The 23,883-nt window shown below is 58.4% G+C and carries 22 protein-coding genes; 5 read left to right on the top strand and 17 right to left on the bottom strand.

Annotated features, from left to right (window positions below):
- Window positions 1-4: 4 nt before the first annotated feature.
- From adrA to V1599_RS07395, 6 genes are all read right to left on the bottom strand, one after another.
- The gene (gene adrA / locus V1599_RS07420; protein WP_297118293.1) at window positions 5-1,108 is read right to left on the bottom strand and encodes a diguanylate cyclase AdrA; all 1,104 of its coding nucleotides are present in this window, start codon (window positions 1,106-1,108) and stop codon (window positions 5-7) included.
- A 102-nt stretch (window positions 1,109-1,210) separates the two neighbouring features.
- Window positions 1,211-1,531: a phosphate starvation-inducible protein PsiF gene (psiF, locus tag V1599_RS07415; RefSeq protein ID WP_112011212.1), complete on the bottom strand. Its 321-nt coding sequence runs from the start codon at window positions 1,529-1,531 to the stop codon at window positions 1,211-1,213.
- Window positions 1,532-1,622: 91 nt separating this feature from the next.
- Complete coding sequence (gene phoA, locus V1599_RS07410) at window positions 1,623-3,038, bottom strand: alkaline phosphatase (RefSeq protein WP_395301276.1); 1,416 nt, start codon at window positions 3,036-3,038, stop codon at window positions 1,623-1,625.
- Window positions 3,039-3,137: 99 nt separating this feature from the next.
- Entirely contained in the window at window positions 3,138-3,398 is a 261-nt protein-coding gene (iraP, locus tag V1599_RS07405) for an anti-adapter protein IraP (RefSeq protein WP_297118284.1), read from the bottom strand.
- Window positions 3,399-3,629: 231 nt separating this feature from the next.
- The gene (locus V1599_RS07400; RefSeq protein ID WP_297118281.1) at window positions 3,630-4,844 is read right to left on the bottom strand and encodes a multidrug efflux MFS transporter; all 1,215 of its coding nucleotides are present in this window, start codon (window positions 4,842-4,844) and stop codon (window positions 3,630-3,632) included.
- Window positions 4,845-5,011: 167 nt separating this feature from the next.
- The gene (locus tag V1599_RS07395) at window positions 5,012-5,695 is read right to left on the bottom strand and encodes an extensin family protein (RefSeq protein ID WP_297118278.1); all 684 of its coding nucleotides are present in this window, start codon (window positions 5,693-5,695) and stop codon (window positions 5,012-5,014) included.
- Between the two features lie 104 nt (window positions 5,696-5,799).
- On the opposite strand from V1599_RS07395, the gene ddlA reads away from it, so the two are divergent.
- Window positions 5,800-6,900, top strand: coding sequence for a D-alanine--D-alanine ligase (gene ddlA / locus V1599_RS07390; protein ID WP_297118275.1), 1,101 nt, complete (start codon window positions 5,800-5,802; stop codon window positions 6,898-6,900).
- On the opposite strand, the gene V1599_RS07385 is transcribed toward ddlA, so the two are convergent.
- Window positions 6,897-7,133, bottom strand: a complete 237-nt coding sequence (locus tag V1599_RS07385; protein ID WP_112011206.1) for a DUF2754 domain-containing protein — start codon at window positions 7,131-7,133, stop codon at window positions 6,897-6,899. The two genes, ddlA and V1599_RS07385, sit on opposite strands and share 4 nt — an antisense overlap.
- 249 nt (window positions 7,134-7,382) lie before the next feature.
- Between V1599_RS07385 and V1599_RS07380 the strand changes: the two genes are divergently transcribed.
- Window positions 7,383-7,685, top strand: coding sequence for a DUF2755 family protein (locus V1599_RS07380; RefSeq protein WP_112011205.1), 303 nt, complete (start codon window positions 7,383-7,385; stop codon window positions 7,683-7,685).
- A gap of 1 nt (window position 7,686) precedes the next feature.
- On the opposite strand, the gene V1599_RS07375 is transcribed toward V1599_RS07380, so the two are convergent.
- Complete coding sequence (locus V1599_RS07375; RefSeq protein ID WP_395301275.1) at window positions 7,687-8,784, bottom strand: DUF1615 domain-containing protein; 1,098 nt, start codon at window positions 8,782-8,784, stop codon at window positions 7,687-7,689.
- Between the two features lie 14 nt (window positions 8,785-8,798).
- Window positions 8,799-10,019, bottom strand: a complete 1,221-nt coding sequence (sbmA, locus tag V1599_RS07370; RefSeq protein ID WP_112011203.1) for a peptide antibiotic transporter SbmA — start codon at window positions 10,017-10,019, stop codon at window positions 8,799-8,801.
- A gap of 357 nt (window positions 10,020-10,376) precedes the next feature.
- Here sbmA and ampH point away from each other — a divergent pair, with 357 nt between their 5' ends.
- A complete protein-coding gene (gene ampH, locus V1599_RS07365; RefSeq protein WP_395301274.1) occupies window positions 10,377-11,543 on the top strand; it encodes a D-alanyl-D-alanine-carboxypeptidase/endopeptidase AmpH in 1,167 nt (388 codons plus the stop codon).
- On the opposite strand, the gene V1599_RS07360 is transcribed toward ampH, so the two are convergent.
- Both V1599_RS07360 and V1599_RS07355 read right to left on the bottom strand, forming a co-directional pair.
- Complete coding sequence (locus V1599_RS07360) at window positions 11,540-12,166, bottom strand: helix-turn-helix domain-containing protein (protein WP_112011201.1); 627 nt, start codon at window positions 12,164-12,166, stop codon at window positions 11,540-11,542. The genes ampH and V1599_RS07360 overlap by 4 nt on opposite strands.
- A 92-nt stretch (window positions 12,167-12,258) precedes the next feature.
- Window positions 12,259-15,036 carry an autotransporter outer membrane beta-barrel domain-containing protein gene (locus tag V1599_RS07355; protein WP_395301273.1) on the bottom strand — a complete coding sequence of 926 codons (2,778 nt, stop codon included), beginning with the start codon at window positions 15,034-15,036 and terminating at the stop codon, window positions 12,259-12,261.
- A 451-nt stretch (window positions 15,037-15,487) separates the two neighbouring features.
- Here V1599_RS07355 and hemB point away from each other — a divergent pair, with 451 nt between their 5' ends.
- A complete protein-coding gene (gene hemB, locus V1599_RS07350) occupies window positions 15,488-16,462 on the top strand; it encodes a porphobilinogen synthase (protein WP_395301272.1) in 975 nt (324 codons plus the stop codon).
- A gap of 198 nt (window positions 16,463-16,660) precedes the next feature.
- On the opposite strand, the gene tauD is transcribed toward hemB, so the two are convergent.
- The 6 genes from tauD to mmuP all read right to left on the bottom strand — a co-directional run bounded on the left by tauD (window position 16,661) and on the right by mmuP (window position 22,571).
- Window positions 16,661-17,512 carry a taurine dioxygenase gene (tauD, locus tag V1599_RS07345; protein ID WP_395301271.1) on the bottom strand — a complete coding sequence of 284 codons (852 nt, stop codon included), beginning with the start codon at window positions 17,510-17,512 and terminating at the stop codon, window positions 16,661-16,663.
- Window positions 17,509-18,336 carry a taurine ABC transporter permease TauC gene (tauC, locus tag V1599_RS07340; protein WP_395301270.1) on the bottom strand — a complete coding sequence of 276 codons (828 nt, stop codon included), beginning with the start codon at window positions 18,334-18,336 and terminating at the stop codon, window positions 17,509-17,511. The genes tauD and tauC overlap by 4 nt, the downstream gene beginning before the upstream one ends.
- A complete protein-coding gene (tauB, locus tag V1599_RS07335; protein WP_112011196.1) occupies window positions 18,333-19,100 on the bottom strand; it encodes a taurine ABC transporter ATP-binding subunit in 768 nt (255 codons plus the stop codon). The genes tauC and tauB overlap by 4 nt, the downstream gene beginning before the upstream one ends.
- A 10-nt stretch (window positions 19,101-19,110) precedes the next feature.
- On the bottom strand, window positions 19,111-20,073 hold the full coding sequence (gene tauA / locus V1599_RS07330; RefSeq protein ID WP_395301269.1) for a taurine ABC transporter substrate-binding protein: 963 nt from the start codon (window positions 20,071-20,073) through the stop codon (window positions 19,111-19,113).
- 178 nt (window positions 20,074-20,251) lie between these two features.
- Window positions 20,252-21,184, bottom strand: a complete 933-nt coding sequence (gene mmuM / locus V1599_RS07325; RefSeq protein ID WP_395301268.1) for a homocysteine S-methyltransferase — start codon at window positions 21,182-21,184, stop codon at window positions 20,252-20,254.
- A complete protein-coding gene (gene mmuP / locus V1599_RS07320; RefSeq protein WP_395301267.1) occupies window positions 21,171-22,571 on the bottom strand; it encodes an S-methylmethionine permease in 1,401 nt (466 codons plus the stop codon). The genes mmuM and mmuP overlap by 14 nt, the downstream gene beginning before the upstream one ends.
- 159 nt (window positions 22,572-22,730) lie before the next feature.
- Here mmuP and V1599_RS07315 point away from each other — a divergent pair, with 159 nt between their 5' ends.
- Window positions 22,731-23,840: an AI-2E family transporter gene (locus V1599_RS07315; protein WP_395301266.1), complete on the top strand. Its 1,110-nt coding sequence runs from the start codon at window positions 22,731-22,733 to the stop codon at window positions 23,838-23,840.
- The last annotated feature ends 43 nt before the right edge of the window (window positions 23,841-23,883 follow it).

The following is a 23,883-nucleotide window of genomic DNA, read 5'->3' as shown; positions in this document are numbered from 1 at the left end:
GGCGTCAGGCTGCCACTTCGGTGCGGCCACGCCCGGCATTTTTGGCCTTGTACAGGGCAACGTCCGCCGCCTTCAGCCACGCGCGGTAGTGTTCAAACTGGGGCCCCCAGGCGGCAACCCCCACGCTTATCTGCAACCGCTCGCCCGGCGCGCCGGGAAGCGACATATGCTCCAGACGCTCGTGCACGCGTGACATGGCGGCAATCCCGCTTTCGGCCGACGTGCCGGACATGATCACCGCAAATTCGTCGCCGCCGAAGCGGCCGATACAATCCCCGGCGCGCAGCGTCATCTGCAGCTGCCGCGTGATGGCGATAATCGCCTCATCCCCCACGTCGTGCCCCCAGGTATCGTTGATATTCTTGAAGCGATCGATATCGATGAGCAGGATCGTCGCCCCCTGGCGGCTGCGGCGACACGTTTCATACTCGTTGCGCAGAAGCATTTCCCAGTGGCGGCGATTAAAGACGCCCGTCATGCCGTCGCGCGTGCTCATCAGCGCCAGCCGCCGCCGGTGTTCCGCCAGCCGGATTGCCGTTCGGTAGCTTAGCCAGGCAAAGAGTATCGGGTAGCACACCAAAAACGGCAGGGTTAGCCCCCACTCAAGCGGATCGGGAGAGAACGCGCTGACGCTGCCCGCCAGCTGCAGGGTCACCAGCGTTGACAGAACGGTGATGGCAAGCCCGGCGATAAATAACCGGCATCCGCCCGCCCCCATCATGTTCATGGCGATCATCACCACCAGCGCCACCGCTGGCAGGGCGTTCACGCCCATCAGGCCGATCCAGATGCCCGCCACCATCGCGTCCACTTTGAGGTTCAGGATCTCGCGCGCGCAGGGATCGGCCGCGCGGCAGGCTAACTGCCACGCCAGATGCGGCCAGACGAAGGCCCAGCCGACCAGCAGAAGCCACCATCCGCCTGACAGAAAATGGGTGACTAGCACGCTGGCCATAGGGAGAAAGAGCCCCGCCAGCCCAACGATACGCGCCAGCCGGATCCGCCGCGAAAACGGGATGCCGGATCGGTGGGGATCATCCGGAGAAAGGCTGCAGGACCACTCTTCCCGAATGTTCTCATCATTGTCATAAAATTCATCATTCATCATTTTTGGGAATATTCTGAAACAATTTCCCAAATTATAGAGAGGGGGTCTGCGGGGAAAGTATGAAATTTCGGGTGAGCCCCGTCAGGCGCTCACCCGTTCGGACTACGCTTGTTTTTTCAGGCAACCGCTCATGAACTTGCTGCGATCGTCTCCCTTCAGCATCTGCTGCGTGGCCTGAGCGTTACATTCACGCATTCTTTGCTGCTGCGGGGTCAGGCTTTTCTCGCCCGGTTTAGCAGCACCATTTTTGAGGCAGTCGCTCATGTAGGTTTTACGCTCATCCCCTTTCAGCGTTTTCGCGGTTGCCTGTTGGTTACAGGTGCTCATGCGCTGCTGCTGCGGAGTAAGCGTCTTTTCTGCCGCGTGGGCATTCGAGATGAGAAACAGGCCTGAAAGTAGGGTAACCAGTAATGTTGTTTTCATTGCACCATCCTTTTGTGAAGTTCCATCCTAAGTCTGGTTCGTCGCGGAAAAAAAACCACCCGACAGCGCGGATTTCTGCCGGGCGTTTCGCTTACTTCAGGCCGAGGGCCGCCTTCATGGTGTAGAACAGATCCGTCTGATCGGTCAGCCCGACCACGTTGGCCGCGTGAGGGCCATACGCCGCGATGCGCAGCTGCGTGCCGGTGTGTTCCATCGACTCTTCTTCCGAGTTACCGTAGCTCATCACCATCACCGCGCCGTCCTTGGTATTCAACGCCTGCGTCAGGCCAGGGGCTTTAACGTCCGGCGGAACGATCTGGCTGGCGTGGGCGTGGTCAGCGGTGACGATGACCAGCGTATTGCCATCCTTCTTCGCGAACGCGAGCGCTTTTTGCACCGCTTCGTCCAGGTCAACCGTTTCGCCAATCTGGCCGCACGGGTTCGCCGCGTGGTCCTGCTTGTCGATGGAAGCGCCTTCCACCTGCAGGAAGAAGCCTTTTTCATTGTGGCTCAGCAGGGAGATGGCCTTATCCGTCATGTCTGCCAGCGTCGGCACGCTGCCGTCGCGCTTCGGGTTTGGCGTACAGGTCACGGCCGGTTTGTCGAGGTTGCCATGATAAGAGGCTTTCGGCCCTTCCCAGCGCACCGGCATATTGCCGTCCGAGAACAGCCCCAGCACGGGCTTATCCTGATTCGCTTCCGTGATGGCCGCCAGAGACGCCGCGTCGCTGACCATCTGGTAGCCGCGCGCCTGCGCCTGCTCGCGCAGCGTTTTGCCCTGCCACTCGCCCGCCGTCGCGGTTTCCGCGAAGGTTTTTGCCCCGCCGCCCAGCGTCACGTCCGGGCGCGCGTTCAGCAGCTGTTCGGTGATGGAGCCCTTGCCGCCCTTCTCCAGCGCGTTGGTAGGGCATTTTTCGCTGGTGACGGACGGCCCATAGCATTTACGGGACGTAACGTGCGACACCAGCGCTGCCGGGGTGGCATCCTGCAGCTCGGCGGTTGAGACGTTGCCGGTTGCCAGCCCCGCCGCTTTTGCCATTTCAAGGATCGTTTGATGGTCTTTTTCGTGTATATCTACGCCCAGCGCGCCGTTATAGGTTTTTACCCCGGTTGACCACGCCGTAGCGGACGCGGCGGAGTCGGTCACGTAGTCCGGCTTGCCGGTTTTTTTATCCAGCGCATAGTGGGTATATTGCCCGGTCAGCGGCAGCGCATCGATCCCCTTAAAAAAGCCGCCCGCGCCTTCAGCGTAATTTCGCGCGGCCGTGATTTCGGAGTCACCCATGCCGTCGCCGATCAGCAGAATGATATTTTTAGCGGGTTTATCGATTAGCGATGCGCGAATGGCCGCGGTTTGATCTTCTGACAGGCGACGGGCACCGCCCGGCTCGGTGATATCACCTTTTGCGGCGCGATTATCCTGCTGTGGATTATTTGCGGTATCGGCATGAATTACGGGGGTAAATAACAGGGGGATTAAAGCAATGAAAAGTGCGCTCTGTTTCAATTTATTTTCTCCATGTACAAATACATAAAAAATAAAACAGAGCGACTATAGGCAACCTGCATGACATTTCTATGACACGCATTCAGTGTCTTTGAAAGGTTAACTGCGAGGATGCCTTAATAGCTTTTTTACGTATTGTTGCAGCATCTCCGCGTCGTGTGCGGGAACCTGCGGATCGGGCTTTGTACTTTCCAGCGCGCCTTCCACGCTTTGAATGAGCGCATCCTGTTCCTGCTTAGACATGTGTCGCAATAGCGCGGTGACGACAATTTCCAGCGCCTCGACCTGGGCGACCAGCTCTTTTGACTCTTCTTCCTTTTGTGCAAGCTTCAGCAGCAACTCAGCAATGAGGTTTTTCATCGTGCTATTTCCTTATCAGATTTTTCCTGAACTTAGCACTCTCCTTTCGTAATGCAAAGAGAAGAAAAGTATTATCTTATGCAAAAGTGAAGTTAGTTCATAAACCGGATAATTTAATTATCAGCGAAACGTTTTGCTATTATAAAAACCATTATCCCGACATGGGTACATTCTCATCCGGTAGCCCACATTTAGTTATGAACAACAGGGCTACCATAAGAATATATAATATTAACGCTGATATTTTGCCGCCGCGATTTGCCCCCGACGACGCAGCGCAAAGGCGAGCTGGATAATATTCAGCATGACCACCACCGCCGTTGCGGCAAATACCCAGCGGAACCCCGCCATCGCCGAGACGGACGCGCCAATGAGCGGACCGGCAACATTGCCTAAATACATGAAGGACTGGTTATAGCCAAAAATACGCCCGGTGACCTGGTCGCTGGAATATTTCACCAGCAGCGTTTGCACGGCGGGCAGCATAGCACCGTCGGCAAACCCGAGCAGGAAGCGCAGCACGCCCAGCTGGAACGGTGACGTCACGAACGACATCGCAAAGAACAGCACCACCGCAAAAATCAGCGTCGCCATCAGTATTCTCGCCGTACCGATCCTGTCCCCCAGCTTGCCCAGACGCGGGGCGGAAATCAGCGCCGAGACGCCGGGCACGGCGGCAATCATTCCGCTGAGGAACGCGATGTTGTTGCTGTCCGGCGCCATTGATTTGATAAACAGCGCCAGAATGGGCCCCACCGAGCCGTTACAGAGCTGGATCACCATGGTGGTGACAAACAGGCTAATCATCAGGCCGGGGTACGGCAGCGAGGCAAACACCGCCCTGCCGCTCAGGCGTTCGGCTTTACTGACGGTCGGCCTTCCCCCTTCCTTGATCAGAAAGAGCGTGACCAGAAAGCTCACGACCAGCAGGATCGCGGTGATGAAAAACACCGCGCGCAGCCCAACGTGGTCAGCCAGAAAGCCCCCCATCAGCGGGCCGCCAATCACCCCGCTAATTTGCGCCGTGGAGAGCGTGCTGAGCGCCCAGCCGCTACGCTCGCGCGGAACCTGCGAGGCCACCAGCGCCATGGCGTTCGGAATGTACCCGGAGGTTAGCCCCATAATCGCGCGGAGAATAAACAGCTGCCAGACGTTAGTGGCAAACGCCTGTAGGAGTATGGCGATGGCCATGCCCAGCGACGCCCGCAGCAGCATCAGCTTGCGGCCCTTACGGTCCGCCAGGCTGCCCCACATGGGAGAGACGATGGCGGAAACCAAAAACGTTACGCTGAAGGTCAGCCCCGACCACATCGAGAGCGCTTCGTGAGATGACACGCCCAGCTGCGCCACGTACAGCGGCAAAAACGGCAGGATCTGGCTGATGGCAAGTCCGGTAAAGAAACAGCCAAACCAGACGGAGATGAGGTTAACTTTCCAGGATTCCATACGGATTCGGTCTTCGTTTTAAGCAAATTCGCCCACAGATTAGCAAGTTACGTTCGCTAGCGTGGTACCAGAGGTGCGGCTCCGACGACTTTGGCGTTTTATCTTCCCAGTCATCATATTTGTGAAACATGTCACAACTTAACCATTTTCCGGCGGAAGATTATGCTTTACCGGCACGCGCCGAAGCCGCGCATCCCGAGATGAAAATGGTTGGCGTGCGCGGCGTTATAGTTCGGCCCAAGCCCATTCCCGTAATAGCCGCAGCTGGCCGCCAGAAGCGCCTGCAGCCAGGGCTGCGTGCCGGCCGACGTCCATCCGTTAAGGATCGTCACGCGCCGTCCGTTTGCCAGCCGAAAGGCGCTGATATCCAGCGCGTCGGCGGTGGCGTGTTCGCTCAGGCGCGCATCGGGGCGATGATAAATATTTCGGCAGGCAAAGCTGCCCAGATGCTCAATTTGCGCAAGCTCGCTGCCCATATAGGCTCGGGTCAGCGGACGGGCCTGCTGGCTGACAAACAGCGCGGAGCTGAGCGCCAGCGGGCAGCTGGCCAGAAAGCTGCCGCTAAGGGCGACCGGGCCGAAACTGCGCACCCGCACCACGTTGCGCAGCGGGCAAGCGCCGTCGCTGTCCGCAACGGCCTGCGTGCGGATTAGCGCGCGCCGGTTGGCCTGGACCAACAGTTGTTCGCACGCCTCTGGCGTCAGGCGCCTAAGCTTGAACTGCGTGATTTTACCGGGCGGATCGTCGAGCGTAAGCGGCGTGAACGGGTTGTAATAGGACGGCAGCCAGCGGTATCCGACCGCGGCAGCTCCGGCGATTAGCAGAATCATCAGCAGGCTTTTTCCTTTCACTTATCTCCCCCCTTATCGCCTCAAAACATTATGGCAGAAGGCCGCGAAACCCGCAGGGCATCGTGGTATGTTATAGGCTTTTCGTCAGACTGGAAGAGAGTGAAATGGCAAAGCAGCGGGTGGGTATTGTCTTTGGGGGTAAATCGGCGGAACACGAGGTTTCATTGCAGTCGGCAAAAAATATTGTCGATGCGATTGATAAAAACCGTTTCGACGTGGTGCTGTTGGGCATTGATAAGCAGGGCCAATGGCATATCAACGACGCAAGCCAGTATCTGTTAAACGCTAACGATCCGGCGCATATCGCGCTAAATCCTTCCGAAACCAGCGTTGCCACCGTGCCGGGCGTTGCTCAGGGCCAGTTTATCGATGCGGGAAATGCCCGCGCGCTGGCGCAAATTGACGTGGTGTTCCCGATTGTACACGGCACGCTGGGTGAAGACGGCTCCCTGCAGGGAATGCTGCGCATGGCTAACCTGCCGTTTGTCGGTTCCGACGTGCTGGGCTCCGCCGCCTGCATGGATAAAGAGGTCACCAAGCGCCTGCTGCGCGACGCCGGTCTCAACATCGCGCCGTTCGTCACCCTGACCCGCGCCAATCGCGACAGGCACAGTTTTGCTCAAATCAGCGAAAAGCTCGGCCTGCCGCTGTTCGTTAAGCCCGCCAACCAGGGCTCGTCCGTGGGCGTAAGCAAGGTGACCCGCGAAGCGCAGTTCAGCGACGCGGTTCGCCTGGCGTTTGAGTTTGACCACAAGGTGGTGGTTGAGCAGGGAATTAAAGGGCGTGAAATTGAGTGCGCCGTGCTGGGCAACGATTTCCCGCAGGCAAGCACCTGCGGTGAAGTGGTGCTGAACAGCGATTTCTACTCGTACGACACCAAATACATAGACGATAAAGGCGCGCAGGTTGTGGTGCCAGCGGATCTCGATCCGGCCATCAACGATAAGATCCGCGCGATCGCCGTTGAGGCCTATCAGGCGCTGGGCTGCTGCGGAATGGCGCGCGTGGACGTGTTCCTGACGCCGGAAAATGAGGTGGTGATCAACGAAATCAACACGCTGCCGGGCTTTACCAACATCAGCATGTATCCCAAGCTGTGGCAGGCCAGCGGCCTGAGCTACCCGGAACTCATCACCCGCCTGATCGAGCTGGCGCTGGAGCGTCACGCCGCCGACAGCGCCCTGAAAAGCTCCGTCAACGGCTAATCGGCCTTATTTGCCGTTTCCGCCTCGCCCGCTGACGCCTCTTCAGGGCGTCGGCGGATAATAAACCCGGCCAGCCAAAAGCTAATCACCCACGTCACCAGCCCCACGGCATACGTTTGCCAGCCTTTCGCTTCAAACCCCAGCAGGCCGACCACGCCGTTCAGAATAAAGATCAGGCCAATCGCAAAGGCGTAGTAATGCCAGTCACGGCGTAATTTGGAAGTGAGCTTCATGACAACTCCGGCAGGGAAAGAGGGCTATCCTCTCACAGTTTTTCGGCCAGGTCTGTGGCGGATGCGGAAAATCTGAAACGCGACGCAGTTTCACTTAAGTCACCAAATTGTGATGTGCCACAGAATTCGATAATCCAGGAGGATTCCTGACGGCAAATTACCACGATTCTGATATTGACAAATGCTATGACCTGTCACACTCACCCTGTACGACGCCATTCTGAACAGTGCGATTCCGGGAGGTCTTTTATGGCTGATTTCACCTTATCAAAACCGATTTTTGGCGGCAAACACCCCAAAACCTCCACGGCGGGGAACATCGCTTATGCTCTGTTTGTGCTGTTCTGCTTTTGGGCAGGGTCACAGCTGCTGAACGTGCTGGTTCACGCGCCGGGCGTTTATGAACATCTGATGCAGGTTCAGGACAGCGGCCGCCCGCGCGTTGAGATTGGCCTGGGCGTAAGCACCGTGTTCGGGCTTATTCCTTTCCTGTTCGGCTGCGCGGTCCTCGGTGCCATCGCCCTGGTGCTCCGCTTCCGCCGCCCCCGCTGACCTACAGCCCCATACAGCGAGCCCGACGATCGTCCACGCGCTTAGCGAACCACGCGGTGGTCAGATTACGCGTGATCTTCGGGCTCTCAAGTTGAATGCCGGGCAGCATCGCTTTCGGTAACGCTTTCCCGCTCTTCTGCTCCGCAAGCTTAAATACCTGCTGATACAGATCGGTTTTCTCGAACGCCAGGCTATCGCCCTTCTCCAGCTGGCGGCGGATTTCGCTGTTGCTCATCCCAAGCTTCGTGGAAAGCTTACGCACCGCTCGCTCGGTGCTGCCCGCCTCGCTGCTGCCGTAGGCGATCAGATCGCCATCCAGCGCCAGCTTGACGCCGCTCGCGCGGCTGACCGCGTTCTGGAAGGCGGCATTTCGGCTCGCGTACCAGCCGGCGTTAAAGTCCGCGAAGCGGTATAAAGGCTCATCGTAGTTCGCCGGATAGTTCAGCAGGTGATATGTGCCAAACCACAGCCCGCCGCGCAGGGAAAAGACCTCCTGACGCACCGTGCCGTCGATTTTCCACGGATAGCCGTCGGTATGTTTTTCAGCAAACGCGATGCTGACCTGCATCGGGCCGCCGGTGTGCACCGGGTTGAGCGAGCCAAACAGCTTCTGCCCCATCGGCACCATGCCGATAAAATCATCAAAAATGGCGCTCAGCTGCTTCTCGGTTTTCACCGCGTCCAGCCGATCGCTGTAGCTTTTACCGTTTGGCGAGGTGATTTTCAGCGCGGTATGCACCAGGAACACCGGAATGTGCATGGATTCGGCGCGACGGTCGATCTCTTTCCAGGCAATTTTATTCAGGCCGGGCACGGCCGGGTCCGACTGGTACATCGACTCCTGCTGCGCCACCGCCAGCACCGAGCAGATGTTCTCCTCGGTAGGAGCAATCTTCTGGCTTTCGAAGGTTTTTGCTAAGGCATCAGCCCATTCGCTGCGATCCTTGACGCTGGCGGGCATTTTTTGCCGCACCACGCTCGCCACGTCCACGGGCTTCTCGCCCTTTTTGAGCGGCGCGGCGCCCTTATCGGCACAGCCCGCCAGCACGAAGGCGGCAACGAAGGACAGCGGTAACGCGCGGGGTACGGCAAAAGACATAGCAACTCCCTGTTTTAGCTAAAGGTATTGGTTACTTCCTGCAGGTCTTTGTCGTCCAGCTCGCGCTCGAAGCTGCGTAAACGCTTATAGATGGACATCAGCTCGACCAGCGTGGTCCAGGAGCTGATCAGGTACTGGAACGAACTTCTCACCTGATCAAAGACGTTGGTGATTTGGGTCATTAGGCCCAGGGTAATTGTCCCTGCAACTATTGACGGGAACAACAGGACTATTCCAAAAACCGTATCAGCCTGGAGATACAAAATGCGCGCAATATTGAAGTACATATAGTGGAAGTAGAGCTTGAAATAGTTATAGCGTACGTTTTTAAACAGCGCTTTAACCGTTGGCGGCGCGGCGCGGGAGGGATCGTCCTCGCCATACACAAGCTCTTTTCGATAGGCCGCTTCCACGCGCTGGTTTTTGAACTGTAGCCCCGGCAGCTTAATCCCCACAACCGCAAGCATCCCCGTCCCCATAAGAGACCAGACCAGCGCCGCGATAACCAAACCATAGGGTAGATGGCCCACGATCGGAAGTTCAGGCACGTGGGGGGAAAGCGCAATCAGAATGGGTAAAAACGCGATGAGCTTCATCACGGCATTGAGCAAGCTGACCCCCATGTCCTCCAGCGTCGATGCAAAGCGCATGGTGTCTTCCTGAACACGCTGCGCGGCGCCTTCGATATGGCGCAGGCGCTGCCAGTTCGCCATGTAGTATTCGTTCATCGCGGTGCGCCAGCGGAAAACGTAATGGCTCACGAAGAAGTTATTCAGGACCGCGACCGTTACGGCAATCATGGCAATGCCCATAAAGCTCACGAGACCGGCATAGAGTTCACCAATGGGAACCTTATTCGGAGCGCTCAGCGCTTTTTGGATGAGGTCGTAAAACGGAGCATACCAGGCGTTAATCGCAACGCTCACTTCCACCATGAACCAGGTGACGAAAATGATCAGTGCGGATCCTAAAATCGACCAGTACTGCCAGCGGTGCGGAGAGTATTTGAACCAGAACAGGGCAAACAGCCCCACGCACGCGGTGTAGTAGGCGTAAAAGAGCAAGAAGCTTTGCGACCAGAAGCGCGCTGCGCTAATCGGCACGTCGCTCGCGGCGCCGGTGAGGCGCATTAGCCACGCGCCGCCGCCCACCTGCCAGAACAGGACGGCGATCAGTGCCCAAATAAATGCCGACAGGAAAAAAGGCCCCGGCTTTGGGAAAAAAGACGTAAACATATTGCTTCCTTCTTGTTGTTATGGCTGTTGCTGTGTACAACACTTCGCCCTACTTAAAACCTGCCCGAGCCCGTCTCCCGGCCCGGGTAAAATGGTCAGACCCGACGCGTGATTATTAGTTCGTTTTCCCGTTTCGAGAATTGTTTCGGTGCGTTTCAAACGCCATGAGGCTGGAACACCGCGCCCTATCATAAGGCCGACGTCACAAAATGGGAGATGCGTCTTGCGGAAATTGTTTACGTTTACCCATCATTACGTTTTTCTCGCTATGGTTATGTAATTCGGGCCATTGCGCGGAATCGTTTAGTAGTATAAATACCCATTACTTTTCCTGTTCACCTCTATGGATGCATTTCGTTGAAACGTTGTCTGCTTTTTATCGCCGCGCTGTGTGCGGCGAGCGTCGCTCCCGCCCAGGCAGCCCAGCCGCTGACGGCGCCCGCGCTGGCTTCAGATATTGCCGATCGCTACGCCAATCTGATCTACTACGGCAGCGGCGCGACGGGCATGGCGCTGGTCGTGATCGACGGCAATCAGCGTGTGTTTCGCAGCTTTGGCGAAACGCGCCCGGGAAATAACGTCCACCCGCAGCTGGACTCGGTGATCCGCATTGCCTCCATCACCAAGCTGATGACCAGCGAAATGCTGGTGAAGCTGCTCGACCAGGGCGTGGTCAAACTTGACGATCCGCTCAGCAAGTACGCCCCACCGGGCGCGCGCGTCCCAACCTACCAGGGCACGCCGATTCGGCTGGTCAACCTCGCAACCCACACCAGCGCCCTGCCGCGCGAGCAGCCGGGCGGAGCAGCCCATCGTCCGGTATTCGTCTGGCCAACCCGCGAGCAGCGCTGGAACTATCTCAGCACCGCCGCGCTGAAGACCGCCCCGGGCTCGCAGGCGGCCTATTCCAACCTGGCCTTCGATCTGCTGGCCGACGCCTTAGCCTCGGCATCCGGCAAACCGTATACCCAGCTTTTTGAAGAGCAGATTACCCGCCCGCTGGGCATGAAGGACACCACCTTCACCCCGTCGCCGGACCAGTGTAAACGCCTGATGATAGCGGAAAAAGGCGCCAGCCCGTGTAACAACACCCTGGCCGCCGTCGGCAGCGGCGGCGTCTATTCCACGCCGGGCGATATGATGCGCTGGATGCAGCAGTTCCTCTCATCCGATTTTTACTCGCGCAGCCCGCAGGCGGACAGGATGCAGACCCTGATCTACAAGCGCAGTCAGCTAACGCGCCTGGTGGGCATGGACGTGCCGGGTAAAGCGGACGCGCTGGGGCTGGGATGGGTGTATATGGAGCCGAAAGACGGCCGTCCGGGGATCATCCAGAAAACCGGCGGCGGCGGCGGATTTATTACCTATATGGCGATGATCCCCCAGTCAAACGTGGGCGCGTTTGTGGTGGTCACCCGCTCGCCGAACACGCGCTTCGTCAACATGAGCGACGGGGTTAATAATTTAGTCGCCGAACTGAGTGCTAACAAAGCGCAGGTGCTGACGGCCTCTAACCAGAATTAATATTCAGCGGGCAAACGGTTTACGCTGACCAGTTTGCCCCTGCTCATGCTGATGTAATTTCCCTCTCTCAGTGCGGCCAGCACTTCTGCCACTACCGAGCGTGAAATACGTGTGCTTCGCTGAATATGATTCATTACGCCTATTTTAGAGCGCAGATTATCATCCCATGTAGCCATATTAAGCAGCATGGCCCGGATCTGGGCATATGAATTATTGCCAACCAGCTGCATATCGCGCCGCTGCAATAGCCGATTAATCCACAAAATCCAGGTAAAGGCATCCTGCCAAATATTTTCTTCATCAATACGCTGATAGTTTTTTATGGCAGGTAAATAAAACCCGCTACAGGGTGTTCTTGCGACAATATTATATTCGGACGGGTTACCCAGCATATCGGACGTAAGGCCAAATATGAAAGGCGCGGTCGCAATACCGATCAATAATTCATCTGACTGACGATGAACGGCGACAATGCCCGTTTGCAAAACAACGGTGGTAGGAGAATCATCAGCGCAACGATAAGAAAGAATATGGTGCTTAGGTATTGTAAAAGGAATGCCTTCGGGTTTCAGGCACCGTTCAAGCCGGCTTAATTCAGCAAGTGGTTTCGCATCAACGTTCATGCAGACCTCAAGTCATCTGTCTTTTTCGGTTCTATATTATTTTCTCTTGTTACAGTAAAAAGCGGGAGAGACGATCTCTCCCGCTTTTAGATTTACCAGGTGTATTTCACGCCCAGGTTTGCGCCCCAGTTCTGCTCAGCGTCGCCGCCGCCCAGGTAGGTAGCATCGGTGTATGCGCTGAAGTTTTTGGTGAAGCTAAACTGCGTACCCAGCCCCACGCGAACGGCAGAACCTTCCATGCCGTTGTCGATGGTGTCACCGTTGATATTCGCGGTGTTGTCCGCATAGTCATACACGTACGCCAGCTTGAAGTAAGGCGTCAGGGCCTGATCGCCGCCGTAGTTGAAGGTGTAACCCGCATCAACGCCGAGCTCATAGCGCAGGCTGTCGTAAGACTGGCCGTCGATACGCATGTCGTTGTTCAGACGATAATCATCACCCGACTGGAAAAGACCCGATACGGCAGCATAAGGCGTAACGTAGCCAGACAGGTTAGGTTTCCAGTCGTAGCCCAGCTTCAGGCCAAAGCCGACGGCATCGGTAGTGGTATTACCGTCCACGTACTGACCGTTGCTCATGCTCGCAGAGAGGTCGCTGTTGAAGCGGGTATAGTTCAGGGAGCTGTCGAGGAAGACATCGTTCGCAAACTTCGCGGACGCGTAAATCATCGCCGTCTGGCTATCATGATCGACCTGACCGGTACGGTCGCTGACATCGCCTTTCGCGAAGCCAGCTGCGCCACCCACGGTCCACTTCGCGTTGTTACCGTCAATCAGAGTATCAACACCCACCATGATGCCGCTCACGTCCTGATCGTAACTCACCACGCCGTTATCCGCGTCGATGTTACCGCCGAAGTAGCTCACCCACGCGCCGCCGTTATCCGCCAGGCCGTGACGGGCGTTGGTCAGACGAGCCCCCAGCGTATCCTGCTGCAGGTTCCAGATGTTGGTATTCGCAGAAGGAATGCTCAGCGCCATATTGGCCGAGTCGGTCAGCTCTTGCTGCGCCAGCACAACGGTGTCGCCGCGCTGCTGCGCCTCATAGGTATACGCCCCCAGATCGGCCTTGTTGGCTGCGGTAAAGCGAGCGCTGGTGTCCGCGTTATTGTCGTAGACGCGAACGATCTCTCTGTTGTTGTACTCCGCGACGGAACCCGCGCCGGTTGCATCGTCAATACGCACGCTGTAGTTACCCGCAACGTCGCCGTTCACGGCCAGGTGGCCGTCAGAGTTGAGCGCAATCACGCCGTGGTCGTAGTCAGATTTGTAACGGTCGTTGGTGATATAACGCGCGTTGTTCAGATCGCTGTTCAGCACGTAATCGCGGCTGGCAACGTTGAGCACGCCGCCATCGGTGAGCACCATGTTGTGCGTATCTACCTGACCCAGACCCAGCGCCAGCTCGGCATGGTTGTCTACCGTAAGGGTGTTGGCATACAGCTCTGCCGTCTCTTCGGTCAGCGCCGCGCGGCTATAGCTGTCGAGATACAGGCTGTCTGTAGCCACGGCTCCGCTGTCGCCGATATTCAGCGTAGACGCATTGGTCAGGGTGATGGAATCCGCCAGCAGGCCGGAGTTTTCGACGTTGACCTGCGACTGGTTGTTCACCTTCAGCGCGTCAATGTTAGAGGTCTTGCGGGTATCCCATTCTGAGCCGTTATCCAGCGCGACGTTGAACAGGCCGCTTTGGTAGACCTCTTCACCCGCAACGTGGCCGTTGCTGTCGAAGGTAGAATCAGGCCAGATGCTGTTCGGAGACAGGCCGTGCCAGTCAACGTTGCTGTAGCCCTGACCATACATCTGTGAGGTGCCGATGGCATCAACTTTGATGGTCTGCGCTGCACCGACCCACTTACTGCCGTTGGTCAGCGTAACGTCAAGCTTGTCGGTACCGTCCCAGCCGTTGGTGGTTGGGTTGTACACGCCGTCTTCGGTGGTATCGGTCTGCGGATCGCCGTTGACGTAGAAGTTGTTATCAAAGGTGCTGGAGAACAGAATGTCTCCGGTCACGGTTGAACGGTCGAAGGTCGCCGTGGTCTGCATGGCGTTATCAGATGCACCGGCGATAACGATCAGCGCCGCGTCATCCGCGCCCGTGGCGTTCGTTTCGCTATAATCGCTCGGCTTCGCGGTCTGGCCATAGAAGCCGCTGGTGCCCAGATCGCGGTACGCGCCGGACGTCAGCACGGAATCTTTCACCACCACGCTGTTGGTAAAGATGTTGCTGCTGTTGGCAACGCCTTCAACGCCGTCGTAAGGAGTATTATCCAGCTCCTGGTAGCCCTGCGTCAGCGTGATACCCGCAACGTGGGAGTTGTTCTGGATAACGATATCGGACTCTACGTCCAGGGTAATGGCATTCCCAAGACCATAGGTATCAAGGTAATGCGTTTCTGTGGTGTCGCCATTAACGACGTCATACGCGTAGTGTTCGTAGGCATCGTTAATGGTGGAGTGGTCAACCGTCAGGCTAAAACGATCGTACTGAGCATGCTGGGTGCCGTCGGTATCGACGCCATCGGCACACGTCGTGGTCATGCACTCTGACGTAATCATGCCATTAATGGTGCTGTTAGAAATGCTAAGCGCATTTGCACGGCCATTTACGCCATCATCCAGATGGTACGTTGAAATAACACCATTCACCGTGGATTTATTAATCACGGGATAAATATCACCGTCGTGGATGGCATCCGAGTAATTCCAGTCGGCATAACCATAATACCAGGGCGTTGACGCGGTATTATCATATCCAAAAGTATTATATGTCGTACCGGAAATATCTTTCGCATTGGCCTGAGAAGCGATAGCCATAGTGCAGGCTAATGCAAGTTGAGATACAACCAGTTTCTTTTTCCATGTTTGCATTGGGTCATCCCTCCTCAGGGACGTAAGCAAGTTTGTCCATCAATGAATTTGCAATATTTAATTGCGGAGGGAATTATGCAGTTTCATTTCGAAAAGGTTCAATCAATGTTTCTATTTAGTCCGAATCCAGACAAGTAATAGAGATAAACCTTAAAACATTTTCAAAACCGATAATAAGCACGGACAAAAATGCGCAAACGGGAAATAACGTAAAAGTTTTAAGTATAATAATCAGGACGTGAACTTGACCAACCTCTAACTTACCAAATCCCACAGAAAAAATACATAATATATCATTTATTATCCGTGTTACGCGCCCTCTCGTCGCGCGGTAAAAAGGGGTGATCTGAGCCCCTGAGAACGCATATCCATAACGCCCACTTTAGTAAAACACCCCCGCCCATCTTCAGGTACACTAGGGCTCCTTTGTTCCACAAACGTCAGGCATATCATGACCGATTTAATTGCTCGCCCCCGTCGCCTGCGCAAGTCTCCGGCACTTCGCGCTATGTTTGAAGAGACAACGCTCACCTTAAACGATCTGGTGTTGCCGATTTTTGTTGAAGAAGAGATCCACGACTACAAGGCCATCGACGCCATGCCGGGCGTGATGCGCATTCCAGAAAAGCACCTGGCGCGCGAGATTGAACGCATTGCCAATGCGGGTATTCGTTCGGTAATGACCTTCGGCATTTCTCACCACACCGACGCCACGGGCAGCGATGCCTGGAAAGAGGACGGCCTGGTCGCCCGCATGTCCCGCATCTGCAAAGAGGCCGTGCCGGAGATGATCGTGATGTCGGACACCTGCTTCTGCGAATACACCTCCCACGGCCACTGCGGCGTGCTGTGCGACCACGGCGTAGACAACGACGCAACCCTGCTCAACCTGGGCAAGCAGGCGGTAGTTGCCGCCGCCGCGGGCGCTGACTTCATCGCCCCTTCTGCCGCCATGGACGGACAGGTTCAGGCAATCCGCCAGGCGCTGGACGCCGCCGGCTTCACCGACACCGCCATCATGTCCTACTCCACCAAATTCGCCTCCTCCTTCTACGGTCCGTTCCGTGAAGCCGCGGGCACGGCGCTGAAGGGCGATCGCAAAACCTACCAGATGAACCCGCTGAACCGCCGCGAGGCGATCCGCGAGTCCCTGCTGGATGAAGCCCAGGGCGCAGACTGCCTGATGGTGAAACCGGCGGGCGCATATCTGGATATCCTGCGCGATATCCGCGAGCGCACCGAGCTGCCGCTGGGCGCTTACCAGGTGAGCGGCGAATACGCGATGATCAAATTTGCCGCGCAGGCGGGCGCGATCGACGAAGAGAAAGTGATCCTCGAAAGCCTCGGCGCGATCAAGCGCGCGGGTGCAGATCTGATCTTCAGCTACTTCGCGCTGGATCTGGCCGAGAAAAAAATCCTCCGCTAATCTTCACCCGCTGCAATACAACCGACACCCGCTCCTTCTACCGTCTTCGCAAGACGGCAGGAGGAGCCATCATGTTCAGTCTCGATAGCGTTCTTGACGACCTTTGGCCTCGGGCGGGGCCCGCCCCCTGGACGGGCTGGTAGCGACCTGAAGGCAAACCGCACCGAGCAGTCCCCTCGTCCCTTCGGGGAGAGGGGATCACGGCGCACGATAAAAGGGCTTATCCCCCAGAATCGTCGCCCGGTGCATAATCCTGCGCTGCGGCAGGTAGTCCGCGTTGGCATAGTGCTGCGTTACGCGGTTATCCCAAATCGCCAGATCGTTTTCCTGCCAGCGCCAGCGCACCTGAAACTCCGGCTTCGTGATATGCGCGAACAGGAAGCCCAGCAGCGCCTCGCTCTCCTTCTCGCTCACGTCCACGATGCGGGTGGTGAACCCTTCGTTCACAAACAGCGCCTGCTTTCCCGTGACCGGATGGGTACGCACGACCGGATGCAGCAGCGGCGGGTGTTTCGCCACGGCCTCCTGCCAGCGCCGGTGCTCCTCTTCGCTTTTGCGATACTTGTATTCCTGGAATGATTTTTTGAAATCGTGCTCCGCCCGCAGGCCGCTCAGCAGCGCCTGGAACGGCGCGGAGAGCGCCTCAAACGCCGCAATGCCGCTGGCCCACAGCGTGTCGCCGCCGTTTTCCGGCAGCCGCTTTGCCGCCAGAATCGCCCCGGCGGGCGGCGTGTCGATGAAGGTCACGTCCGTATGCCAGTTGTCGTTGTCCGGCGGATTATCGTTATGGGTGTCCAGCACGATGATCTCTTCTACCCCTTCCGCATGCGGGTAGACCGGGTGAATATGCAGATCGCCAAAGCGCATCGCCAGCGCGCGCTGCTGCTGCGGGGTAATGGCCTGCTCGCGCAGAAACACCACCTGATGGCGCAGCACCGCGTGGTAGAGCTGTTCGAACTGGTTATCGTTCAGGGGGCGAGTCACATCCAGGCCGGAAACCTGTGCGCCAATGTACGGCCCCAGCGGGGTGATGGTCAGACGTTCACTCATTGCATTTCTCCATGCCAGGGCGTCAGGCGGCGCTGAAGCGCGCGCAGCCCCAGTTCTAAACCAAAGGCAATCACGGCGATGACCGAGATCCCTGCCAGCACAACGTCAGTCGCCAGGAACTCTCCCGCCGACTGCACCATAAACCCAAGGCCGCGCGTGGCCGCAATCAGCTCCGCCGCCACCAGCGTGGACCAGCCGACGCCGAGCCCGATGCGCAGGCCGGTTAAAATCTCCGGCAGCGCGCCGGGTAAAATGACGAACAGCAATACCTGCGCGCGGCTGGCGCCCAGCGACTGCGCCGCACGAATGCGCACCTGCTGAGCGCTCTTTACGCCCGCCAGCGCCGACATGGCAACCGGGGCGAAAATCGCCAGATAAATCAGCAGGATTTTTGAGGTTTCGCCGATGCCAAACCAGATCACCATCAGCGGCAGATACGCCAGCGGCGGCACCGGGCGGTAAAGCTCAATCAGCGGGTCGAGAATGCCGCGCACCGTCGGGCTGAGCCCCATCGCGATCCCGACCGGCACGCCGATAATCACCGCCGCCAGCAGCGCCACCAGGATGCGCGCCAGGCTTGCGCCGAGGTGCTGCCAGAGCGTGGCGTCCATAAAGCCCTGCGGCCCGGCGATGGCAATCAGCTTTGCCAGCACCTGCCCCGGCGGCGGCAGAAACAGCGGGCTTATCCACGCCTGCGCCGCCACCATCCACCATATCGCCAGCAGCACCAGCAGCGTGCCGACGCTCAGCGTCATTTGACGCGAGAAAGGCCAGCGCAGGGCAAGACGCGCGCGCGGCGTTTTTTCATTGGCTACAAGGCTCATGAGAAGGCCTCCCGCTGCTCAAACACGCGGCCCAAAACGTATTCGCGAAGCGCAATGAAGCGCGGGTCGGACTTGATGCTGCGCACCGGCTCTCCCGCCACGAAGCGGCGGGCAAAATCGAGCGGCAGGCGCTCCAGCACGCGGCCCGGCCCCGGCGAAAGCAGCACCAGCTCGGTCGCCATAAAAACGGCCTCTTCGATGTCGTGGGTGATCAGCAGAACCTGCCTGCCGCCCTCGTGCCACAGGCGCAGGAGCAGGGTTTGCATCTGCTCGCGGGTGAACGCATCCAGCGCGCCAAAAGGCTCGTCCAGCAGCAACAGCTGCGGATTCGCCGCCAGCGCGCGGGCAATGCCAACGCGCTGGCGCTGGCCGCCGGAAAGCTGCCAGATAAAGCGTTTTTCCGCGCCCTCAAGCCCGACCTTTTTCAGCATTTGCCGCGCCGTCTCCAGCCGCTGCTCGCGGCCGATGCCCGCCAGCTGCAGGCCGAACGCCACGTTTTCCTGCACGTTGCGCCACGGCAAAAGCCCTTCGTTCTGAAATACCACGCCGCGCTCGGCGCCGGGCCCATCAACCTTTATGCCGTCCAGCTGAATAGCGCCGTGCTGATACGGCACAAATCCGGCAATCAGGTTCAGCAGCGTGGTTTTCCCGCAGCCGGAAGGGCCAAGCACCACCAGCAGCTCGCCGCTGTCCACCGTCAGGTTGATATCCTCCAGCGCGGGCTTGCCGCCGTAGCTGGCGTACAGGTTGGTGATGCTCAGCATGGCGCTCTCCTTATTTCACGAAGCGATCGGTAACGTACTGGCTATAGTCCGCCGCGACGGCAGGCACTTTGCCCTGCTCTTTCAGGAAGGTTGCGGTATCCGCAATCGCCTTGTTCACCGGCCCGGTCAGCTGCTGTACCTGCTGGGCAGGCGTCAGATAGGTGTTGCCCTTCACCAGCCCCGGGACGTCCGCTTCCGGCACGCCGCTCAGGCGGGAAAGTTTCTCCAGGTTGGCGGGCTGCTTCAGCCATGCGTCCGGGTTGGCAATGTAGGGCTGCTGCGCGTCAATGGCGCTTTTGGCAAAGGCTTTCACCACGTCAGGATGCTTCTCGGCGAAATCCTTGCGCACCACCCACACGTCGAGCGTCGGCGATCCCCACTGGCCCACCTTTTCGGAATCGGTCAATACGGTGCCGTCCTTTTCCAGCGCGTTCACTGCGGGGGCCCAGACGTAGGCTCCGTCAATATCGCCGCGCTGCCAGGCCGCGATAATCGCCGGCGGCTGCAGGTTGATGATTTGCACCTGGCCCGGCTTGATTCCCCAGTGCTTCAGGGCCGCCAGCAGGCTGTAGTGGGTGGTGGAGATGAACGGCACGGCGATACGCTTGCCGATAAGATCTTCAGGTTTGGTGATATTTTTCTTCACCACCAGCGCCTCGGAGTTGCCGAGCTGGGAAGCCAGCAGGAAAACCTCAATCGGCACCTGCTGGCTGGCCGCGACGGCCAGAGGGCTTGAGCCGAGGTTACCGATCTGCACGTCGCCGGAGGCCAGCGCGCGCACGATGGCCGCGCCGCTGTCGAACTTGCGCCAGTCGACCTTCGCGCCGCTCTCTTTGGCAAAGGTGTTATCCGCCTGCGCGACTTTCGCCGGTTCGGCGGAGGTTTGGTAGGCGACGGTGACGTCGACCGCCTGCGCCTGGAATGCCCACAGCGCCAGCGCGCCGAGTAATGTGATTCGCGATGAAATGGCCATAGTGCCTGCTCCCCTTGTTGTTATGGAGGCAGTATTTCCGGCGCGGCTATTTTGATAAAGGAATAAAAAGGCATCGCTAATAGCGATTCGTTTTTAGATAAAAAGCGGGAAAGGATAGTTGGTTTTGTGCGGTTCGTTTTTTCCCCTCTCCCTGTGGGAGAGGGTCAGGGTGAGGGCATCAGCGCTGCGCGCTCAGCTCAGCAATGTCCTTCGGCGTCGTCCGGCAGCAGCCGCCAATCAGCTTCGCGCCCGCCGCCAGCCACTGCGGCAGATAGCCCGCCAGCGTCTCGCACGCCTCGCCGTGGTGATGCCAGGTTTTGGTCACCGCGTCGTAGTGCTCGCCCGAGTTCGGGTAAACCACCAGCGGCAGCGCCGTCAGGCCCTGCAGATGCTTCAGCGCCGCGGTGGTATTTTCCAGCGCGATGCAGTTGATGCCGAGCGCGACAACCTGCGGATTATCGGCCAGCGCGGCCACCACGTCGCGCAGCGGCGTGCCGTCGCTCAGGTGCTCGCTGTCGCGCAGGGTTAACGAGAACCACGCCCGGGCGCGGGGGTATTCCGCGAGTAGCGAAACCAGCGCCCCGATCTCCGCAAACGAAGGCAGCGTTTCGCAGGCCAGCAGATCGGCTCCGGCGTCCAGCAGCGCTTCCACGCGCGGACGGTGGAACGCGCTAAATTCCTCAGCGCTGCGCGCGTAATCTCCGCGGTACTCGGAGCCATCCGCCAGATACGCCCCATATGGCCCAACGGAACCGGCCACCAGCAGCGTGCCCGCATGGGCGTTCTCGGCCAGGTATGCTTCGCGCGCCTTGCGCGCCAGCTCCACGCTTTTGCCGATCAAGGCGCGGGATTGGGCCTCGTCCAGCCCGCGCGCCGCAAAGCCCGCTGGGGTGGCCTGATAGCTGGCGGTGATCGCCACCTGCGCACCCGCCCGGTAGTAGTCGAGATGGACCTCGCGGATCAGCTCCGGGTTTTCCATCAGCACCTTCGCGGACCACAGGCTGTCGGCCAGGTTACAGCCACGCGCCTCCAGCTCCGTGGCCATCGCCCCGTCCAGCACCACGAAAGGCCGTTGTTCAAGAAGAGCGGTAAGCGGATTATTCTGCGACATGTTCAGGCTCCTGCGTCGTCGTTTTTTGGGTCAGAGAGTACGCACCATAACACAGGGCGACGAACGGCAGCCCGCAGTAAAGGGCAATGCGCTGGCCTGGGTCGAAGGCCAGGCCGACGCAGGCCACCAGGCACAGCACAAACCCGAGCACCGGCACCAGCGGATACCACGGCGCACGGTACGCAAGCGCGTCGAGCGGCTGGCCGGACTGAAGATGGCGGCGGCGGAAGACGAAGTGCGACGCGCAGATGCTGATCCACACCGCCACCACCGCAAAGCCTGAAATGGCCGACAGCGCCACGAATACCGTGTCCGGCGCAATCACGCTGGAGAACAGCGCCAGCACGCCGCCGAGCATGGAAACGGAGAGCGCCGTCAGCGGCACGCCGCGTTTATTGACGCGGGCAAAGCAGCGCGGCAGCGTTTTCTCGTTGGAGAGGGACCACAGCATGCGCCCGGACGCATACAGCCCGGAGTTCGCCGCCGAGAGGATCGCCGTCAGGATCACAAAGTTGAAGATATCCGCCGCGTAGGGAATGCCGACCTTTTCAAACACCAGCACGAACGGGCTTTTCTCGACGCCCGCCTGCTGCATCGGGATCAGCGCCGCCAGCACGAACACGGTGCCAATAAAGAAGAGGATCAGCCGCGCGATGGTGGTGCGGATCGCCACCGGAATGACCTTATGCGGGTTTTCCGTCTCCCCGGCCGCAATGCCGATCAGCTCCGTCCCGGAGAAGGCAAAGTTTACCGCCACCATGGTCATCAGGATCGGCAGCCCGCCGTGAGGGAACCAGCCTTCGGCGGTGATGTTCGCCAGGCCCGGCGCGGGAGAACCGTCCGCCATCGGGATAAAGCCGAAGATGGCCGCGCCGCCGAGAACGATGAACGCGATGATGGTGATCACTTTCACCAGCGAGAACCAAAATTCGCCTTCGGCAAAGAAGCGGGTCGAGACGGCGTTGAGGCCGAAGATGACCATGCAGAACACCACGCACCATGCCCAGACGGGCACCTGCGGGAACCAGTACTGCATGCAGAAACCGGCGGCGGTAAAGCTTGACCCCAGCGCCACCGTCCAGGTCAGCCAGTAGAGCCACGCCACGGTGTAGCCCGTTGCCGGGCCAAGATAGCGCGCGGCGTATACGTGAAACGCGCCGGTTTCCGGCATCGCGACCGAAAGTTCGCCCAGACACTGCATCACCAGCCACACCACCAGCGCGCCAATCAGGTACGCCAGCAGCGTGCCCGCGGCTCCGGTCGTGGAGATGATGTAGCCCGTATTAAAGAATAACCCTGTGCCGATGACGCCCCCCAGCGAGAGCATAATCAGGTGGCGCGTTTTCATGGTGCGCTTAAGCTGCCCATTTTCGAGTTCTTTTTGCATATTACCTTCTACACGTATGGACATCTAAACATCCAAAGAAGGAGTGTTATACCGCGATTGTTAACAAATAGCCAGACGCGCCGTTCGCCGCGCAAATATTGGTAAATCCTCAAATCAGTTCTATAGTCGTCACAGTTTCTTAGCAAACAGGACACATCAATGCGTTTTAATGGACTGACTAAAGGTTTCTTCATCTTCATTCTTGCCCTTGTCACGTGGGCCTTCTTTGACGTGCTGTCGCCCTATTTCTCCGCGATTCTGTGGGCCGCCATCCTCACGATTATTTTCAACCCGGTAAAAAACAAGCTGCGCGTGGCGATGGGCGATCGCAACGGGCTGGCCTCGTTCCTGACGCTGTGCATCATCTGCCTGATCGTCTTTATTCCCTTAATGGTGATCCTCTCATCGCTCGCCATCGAGCTGAACGTGGTCTACACCAAGCTGCAGCAAAACAACACCCAGTTCCCGGAAGTAGTGGCGGGCATCTTTAACCGCCTGCCCGACTGGGCCAGCGGCTTCCTGGCCGATCACAACCTCACCAACGCCGCGCAAATCCAGAAAAAACTTTCCGACGTGGCGCTGCAGGGCGGGCAATACCTGGCGGGCAGCGCGTTCCTGATCGGTAAAGGGACGTTTGGCTTTGCCATTAGCTTCGGCATCATGCTTTACCTGCTGTTTTTCCTGCTCAAGGACGGGCCGTACCTGGTGCGCCAGATCCTCGACTCTCTGCCACTAAGCGACTTTGTCAAACAGCACCTGTTTGCCAAGTTTGTCGGCGTGTCGCGGGCGACGGTGAAAGGCACGGCGGTCGTCGCCGTGGTTCAGGGCACGCTCGGCGGCATCGCCTTTGCGATTGTCGGCATTGACGGCAGCATCCTCTGGGGCGCGCTGATGGCGTTTCTTTCACTGGTGCCCGCCGTGGGCTCGGCGATTGTCTGGGTGCCTGCCGCCATTTACCTGTTCGCCACGCACCAGATCTGGCAGGGGCTGTTTATCGTCGGCTTCTTCGTGATTATCGTCGGGCTGGCAGACAACATTCTGCGTCCGCTGCTGGTGGGGAAAGACACCAAAATGCCGGACTACCTGATCCTTATCTCCACGCTCGGCGGCATGGAGCTGTACGGCATTAACGGCTTTGTGATTGGTCCCCTGATCGCGGCGCTGTTTATCGCCTGCTGGAACCTCTTCTCCGGCCGCGACCACGCGGGGAACGCCGAAGAGCTGGATGCTGATTTTATTGAGGAAGGAAGAAACCCGCCGGACCTGTAACCCCTGGCGGACAGACTTCATACCGGGCGGCGCAATGCCGCCT

This window comes from Enterobacter sp. ECC-175 (genome assembly GCF_043968675.1).
Classification (GTDB): domain Bacteria; phylum Pseudomonadota; class Gammaproteobacteria; order Enterobacterales; family Enterobacteriaceae; genus Enterobacter.
Note: the sequence above shows the minus strand (reverse complement) of the source record. Positions and strands in the feature narration are given on the sequence as shown.

What these genes read in the sequence shown, in the direction of transcription:
- sbmA (WP_112011203.1), bottom strand. Translation starts at nt 10,019, where the DNA reads ATGTTTACGTCTTTTTTCCCAAAGCCGGGGCCTTTTTTCCTGTCGGCA.
- tauD (WP_395301271.1), bottom strand. Translation starts at nt 17,512, where the DNA reads ATGAGTGAACGTCTGACCATCACCCCGCTGGGGCCGTACATTGGCGCA.
- V1599_RS07400 (WP_297118281.1), bottom strand. Translation starts at nt 4,844, where the DNA reads ATGGAATCCTGGAAAGTTAACCTCATCTCCGTCTGGTTTGGCTGTTTC.
- V1599_RS07360 (WP_112011201.1), bottom strand. Translation starts at nt 12,166, where the DNA reads ATGAACGTTGATGCGAAACCACTTGCTGAATTAAGCCGGCTTGAACGG.
- mmuM (WP_395301268.1), bottom strand. Translation starts at nt 21,184, where the DNA reads ATGTCGCAGAATAATCCGCTTACCGCTCTTCTTGAACAACGGCCTTTC.
- psiF (WP_112011212.1), bottom strand. Translation starts at nt 1,531, where the DNA reads ATGAAAACAACATTACTGGTTACCCTACTTTCAGGCCTGTTTCTCATC.
- V1599_RS07315 (WP_395301266.1), top strand. Translation starts at nt 22,731, where the DNA reads ATGCGTTTTAATGGACTGACTAAAGGTTTCTTCATCTTCATTCTTGCC.
- tauA (WP_395301269.1), bottom strand. Translation starts at nt 20,073, where the DNA reads ATGGCCATTTCATCGCGAATCACATTACTCGGCGCGCTGGCGCTGTGG.
- tauC (WP_395301270.1), bottom strand. Translation starts at nt 18,336, where the DNA reads ATGAGCCTTGTAGCCAATGAAAAAACGCCGCGCGCGCGTCTTGCCCTG.
- V1599_RS07355 (WP_395301273.1), bottom strand. Translation starts at nt 15,036, where the DNA reads ATGCAAACATGGAAAAAGAAACTGGTTGTATCTCAACTTGCATTAGCC.
- mmuP (WP_395301267.1), bottom strand. Translation starts at nt 22,571, where the DNA reads ATGCAAAAAGAACTCGAAAATGGGCAGCTTAAGCGCACCATGAAAACG.
- V1599_RS07380 (WP_112011205.1), top strand. Translation starts at nt 7,383, where the DNA reads ATGGCTGATTTCACCTTATCAAAACCGATTTTTGGCGGCAAACACCCC.
- iraP (WP_297118284.1), bottom strand. Translation starts at nt 3,398, where the DNA reads ATGAAAAACCTCATTGCTGAGTTGCTGCTGAAGCTTGCACAAAAGGAA.
- hemB (WP_395301272.1), top strand. Translation starts at nt 15,488, where the DNA reads ATGACCGATTTAATTGCTCGCCCCCGTCGCCTGCGCAAGTCTCCGGCA.
- tauB (WP_112011196.1), bottom strand. Translation starts at nt 19,100, where the DNA reads ATGCTGAGCATCACCAACCTGTACGCCAGCTACGGCGGCAAGCCCGCG.
- V1599_RS07385 (WP_112011206.1), bottom strand. Translation starts at nt 7,133, where the DNA reads ATGAAGCTCACTTCCAAATTACGCCGTGACTGGCATTACTACGCCTTT.
- V1599_RS07375 (WP_395301275.1), bottom strand. Translation starts at nt 8,784, where the DNA reads ATGTCTTTTGCCGTACCCCGCGCGTTACCGCTGTCCTTCGTTGCCGCC.
- adrA (WP_297118293.1), bottom strand. Translation starts at nt 1,108, where the DNA reads ATGATGAATGATGAATTTTATGACAATGATGAGAACATTCGGGAAGAG.
- ddlA (WP_297118275.1), top strand. Translation starts at nt 5,800, where the DNA reads ATGGCAAAGCAGCGGGTGGGTATTGTCTTTGGGGGTAAATCGGCGGAA.